This window comes from Streptomyces durbertensis (assembly GCF_014156695.1).
Taxonomy (GTDB): Bacteria; Actinomycetota; Actinomycetes; order Streptomycetales; family Streptomycetaceae; genus Streptomyces; species Streptomyces durbertensis.
The window spans coordinates 1-3,735 of the sequence record NZ_WMLF01000493.1 but is presented as its reverse complement, the minus strand read 5'-3'; the positions used below and the strand labels follow the sequence as shown (position 1 = coordinate 3,735).

Below are 3,735 nucleotides of genomic sequence, written 5' to 3'. Positions count from 1 at the left end.
AGATGGCGAGAAGAGACAGCGGCCACGCTCCGCGGGCACGACGCGCCGGCCCTACGGGCCGGTGACTCCCGACGCTTCGCGTCGGGAGTCTGCCGCGCTCCGCGCGGCTACCGCGCTCCGCGCGGTGTCGAGTCCGCTTCGCGGCCTCGACTGGGGAATTCGCTTCGCGAATTCCCTTGGCTGGCTGCGGGGTTGGGGTCCCTCTGCCGTTCTCGAGTTGACTTGTCGTCAACTCGAGGTGAGTGCTGGTCACTGTGGTTACGCTGAGAATCCTACGGATGTGACGTACTCGTACTTTCCCCACTGGGAGCCCAGTTCTACCATCTGGTCGATCCAGGCGTCATCCAGCATTCGACTGTCACCTTTGGCCCAGGCGTTGACGATCGCATCCCAGTGACGGATATTCAACTTCCTATATTCTAGCACGCGTTGACGGGGAACCAGGACGCGGCTCTGGTCAAGTGGGTGAATTTCCACCCGTGTTCCGCCACGAGAGTTCAACCTCTTGAGGAGATATTTCGCCACGTTCTGACGCCGAAACATCCAATAGGCCCGGTCGATCTTCTCAAGGTTCGCATTGTTGGGTCGTTGCGTTCCTACCAGCCACCGCTTCATCGTCCGGGGTGTGACGTTGATGCCGGCTTGCTTCATCGCCTCATAGCCGGCCTTTGAACGCGTCAGATAACGCAGCCGCGCAGACAACCCTCGACTCGACGACACCGGCGACGAGATCCCGCCCGCCAGAGAATCAAGAACCCGGGCAGCAGCCGCACTCCCCCGCTCACCCTGAGCCCCATACAACCCGAACTCATGTGTCCTATCCGGCACTTCGCACCCCTACCACCGAGCAGCACCCACCGTATACGTGTCCTTCACCTTCACCTGAGACACCCCACGACCCTCGCTGAACATCGCGCGCCAGTCACCTGCCACATGCAGCTCGTCCGTTCCCATCACTCGCACCACCGACAGACCAGCCACATGCGCCTTATAGCCCTTCAACCAAAGGTTCACAAAGGCCTGCGAACGGATGATGTGCATCCAATCAGGACGGTAAAGCTCCCGATTGAAGTTCGACTCACCCATCGTAGACACCAACTTAGAATACATGGCCTTCACGTATTCTAGGGTGATCTCGTCCGATTCCTCAATAGCTCTTTCACGAGCGTCCCGCATAACCTGGCGGAACTTCTCAAACAGATGCTCCGTCGAGCCCGACGTCCACGACTCATGAATCAGCGGCGGATCACACAACCTTCCGTACCTTTCCGTGGACAGGCGCTGCATCAGTCGCAACGTCGGCTCCGTCACCCACACCCTTCCAGGCTCCTCACGATTCCCCATCGGATTCGGCAGATACGACTCATGCTCCCACTCCGGCGGCGTGATCAAATGAATACCCGACCGCCGATTCGAATGAACATTCCCAGAAGAAAACTCCAGGGCACCCAACGGCAGATGCGTCTTCAACGCCGAAAGATACGCGCCATTGACATCCAACGCCGTCACCTCGGAACCCGCCAAAACCTCCCTCCGCGTCCACCGCGGCCGTCCCTCCCATACCTCGTCAGCCCCCTGTGCCGACTTCTTCCGCAACACACTCGGCAACGGAGGATGCCCGACCACGTCATACCGAGCCCCCACCCGACACGCATCCAACAACTCCATCGCATCAGGAATTGCATGCCGCAACAACCAACCCAACGCCTCATCCCTATCCCCACCACTCGCACCAGGACCTTTCCCAGACACGCCACTCACCGACAGAGCAGCCGGCCGAGTACGAGGAGCAGCAGCGGGGGGCGGAGCGGCGCCGAGGTGGGGTGCGGTGGTGGGAAGAGCGGGTGCGGCCGTCATGCTTTCAGCGGCATCGTCAGTGGTGGTGACGGTGTTGGGCGTGGTGGTGTGGGGAGTGGGGGTGGTTTGGTGGTAGGCGTTGCAGGCTGCGGTGGGGCCGGCGAGGAGTTGGGGAACGGTGATGCCGTAGTGCGTGGCGAGGGCGTCGCAATCGGCGAGGGTCCAGGCGGTCTGGCCGTTTTGGCGGCGGGAGACTTGGGGTTGGGTAAGGCCGATGCAGGTGGCCAGTTGGGTCTTGGTCTCGCCGGCGGCTGTCATGAGTGCGGCGATCGTCAGACGCAGGGTCTGTTCCGTGGCGGATTCCATCTTTCCACCGTACACATTTCATGCGATTCTGGCATGTGTGATGCGTTCGTCGCATGGATGAGCTCTTTCGATCTTGTCCGGATCGGGTGGCGGCGGGGGTGTGCGCTGGTTTTCTGGCTGGAAGACCTGATCGGCGCTCGAAGGTGTGAGACCGGCTCCCCGTGGCGGAAGCTGACCTCGCGCGCGCAGGCCGTGATGTTGCTGGTGTGGCTCGCCAAATGCGAGGCCTTCGCCCAGGTCGCAGCCCACTTCGGGGTGGCGACCGACACCGCCTGGCGCTACGTCAACGAAGGTCTGGATCTGCTGGCCCCACCCTGGAACAGGCCTTGGCCGCCTCCGGCGAGGAGCGTCGACTCCTATTCGATGTCATCCTGATCCCGGCTTGGCGCTGCGGGACCCTGACCACCGAGACCAACAGCGACCCCGTGTACGACAGCAGGCACTGCGGCCACGGCATGAACGTCCAAGCCCTGACCGGCACCCCCGGCGAGCTGTCTTTCGCCCAGTCGACGAGCTTCCCGGCGTAGGCGGAGTCGGCCCGTACGGTCGTGCTCTCGGGGTGCATCAGACGCAGGCGAAGTCGGCGGGCAGGGCCTGCCGTTTGCAGCCCGGTGTCGACCACATAGCGGATGGCGTCGACGATCTCCGGCTGGGGGGTGTTTCTCGGGCTGGCCGCGGCTGGTCTCGCAGGCCGGCTCCGGCAACAGCGGTTCGAGTAGAGTCCGTTCCGCGCTGGTGGTGTCGGAGGGAGAGCGACGCTGACGCATGGCGGCGGCGTTTTTCGGGCCAGATGGGGAGAGGACGCGCGGCATGGGGCCGGGTGCTCCCTCGGTGGTCGGGCTGAGGCGACGAGATCGAGGGTGGATTCGATGGAGTTGAGCTGGGCGATGAGGTGCGTGGCTGTTGCGGCTGGCGGAGCGGCGGGCGGCTGTTGTTCCGTTTGCGTGTGGCGAGGTCCCGGGACATGATGCTCCATGAATTCTGACGAGGACAGCAGCGTGACCGAGGTGATCGCTCGAGAGCTGCGGTTGATGACTCCAGCGGTGCGGACATCGAGGGCGGTGGCAGAGCAGCTGCTCGACCCGGAGTTCGTGGAGGTGGGCGCCTCCGGTCGCAGGTGGGACCGCCCGGCGATGCTCGCCGAGTTGCCGGACATGCAGGGTGGGATCGAGGACGGCCCGCGCTACGTGCCTGCTGGAATGACTGGCGTTGTCCTGGCACCTGGCGTCGTGCACCTGACGTACGAGACCACGTTTGGCGGTGGGCGGGCGCGTAGGAGTTCGATCTGGCGCAGGTTGGGTGACGGCTCCGGATGGCGGATGTACTACCACCAGGCCACGCCTGTGCCGGGGGCGTAGGGGCGGTGGTGGGAGGGTCGCCGGCTCGTTTCGGCTGCGGAGAGCGGCTTCCCACCATGACGGCGGCTTGGCCGGCGCTGCCAGCGAACTGTTGAGCGGCGGCGCCGCGTCACGAGAGCTCGGTCAGGATGGCGCCGTGAGTCGACAAGGCGGCGCAGAGGATCAATGGCCGACGCCGGGCCGGATGTCACGGTGGTGGAGTAGTCCCTGTCTC

General features: G+C 64.0%; 4 protein-coding genes and 1 pseudogene. 2 read left to right on the top strand and 3 right to left on the bottom strand.

The features are described from left to right. Window positions 1-258 precede the first annotated feature (258 nt). Both GL263_RS23240 and GL263_RS23235 read right to left on the bottom strand, forming a co-directional pair. Window positions 259-828, bottom strand: a complete 570-nt coding sequence (locus GL263_RS23240) for a transcriptional regulator (protein WP_182857703.1) — start codon at window positions 826-828, stop codon at window positions 259-261. 9 nt (window positions 829-837) lie between these two features. Beyond that, the gene (locus tag GL263_RS23235; protein ID WP_182857702.1) at window positions 838-2,163 is read right to left on the bottom strand and encodes a helix-turn-helix domain-containing protein; all 1,326 of its coding nucleotides are present in this window, start codon (window positions 2,161-2,163) and stop codon (window positions 838-840) included. A 33-nt stretch (window positions 2,164-2,196) separates the two neighbouring features. On the opposite strand from GL263_RS23235, the gene GL263_RS23230 reads away from it, so the two are divergent. Continuing rightward, entirely contained in the window at window positions 2,197-2,538 is a 342-nt protein-coding gene (locus GL263_RS23230; protein ID WP_182857701.1) for a helix-turn-helix domain-containing protein, read from the top strand. 201 nt (window positions 2,539-2,739) lie between these two features. Here the strand turns inward: GL263_RS23230 and GL263_RS23225 are convergent. Further along, window positions 2,740-2,930: pseudogene (locus GL263_RS23225) on the bottom strand (transposase); the annotation flags it as partial. Between the two features lie 207 nt (window positions 2,931-3,137). Between GL263_RS23225 and GL263_RS23220 the strand changes: the two are divergent. Beyond that, on the top strand, window positions 3,138-3,521 hold the full coding sequence (locus GL263_RS23220; protein ID WP_182857700.1) for a nuclear transport factor 2 family protein: 384 nt from the start codon (window positions 3,138-3,140) through the stop codon (window positions 3,519-3,521). Window positions 3,522-3,735 lie beyond the last annotated feature (214 nt).

What these genes read in the sequence shown, in the direction of transcription:
- GL263_RS23235 (WP_182857702.1), bottom strand. Translation starts at nt 2,163, where the DNA reads ATGGAATCCGCCACGGAACAGACCCTGCGTCTGACGATCGCCGCACTC.
- GL263_RS23230 (WP_182857701.1), top strand. Translation starts at nt 2,197, where the DNA reads ATGTGTGATGCGTTCGTCGCATGGATGAGCTCTTTCGATCTTGTCCGG.
- GL263_RS23220 (WP_182857700.1), top strand. Translation starts at nt 3,138, where the DNA reads ATGAATTCTGACGAGGACAGCAGCGTGACCGAGGTGATCGCTCGAGAG.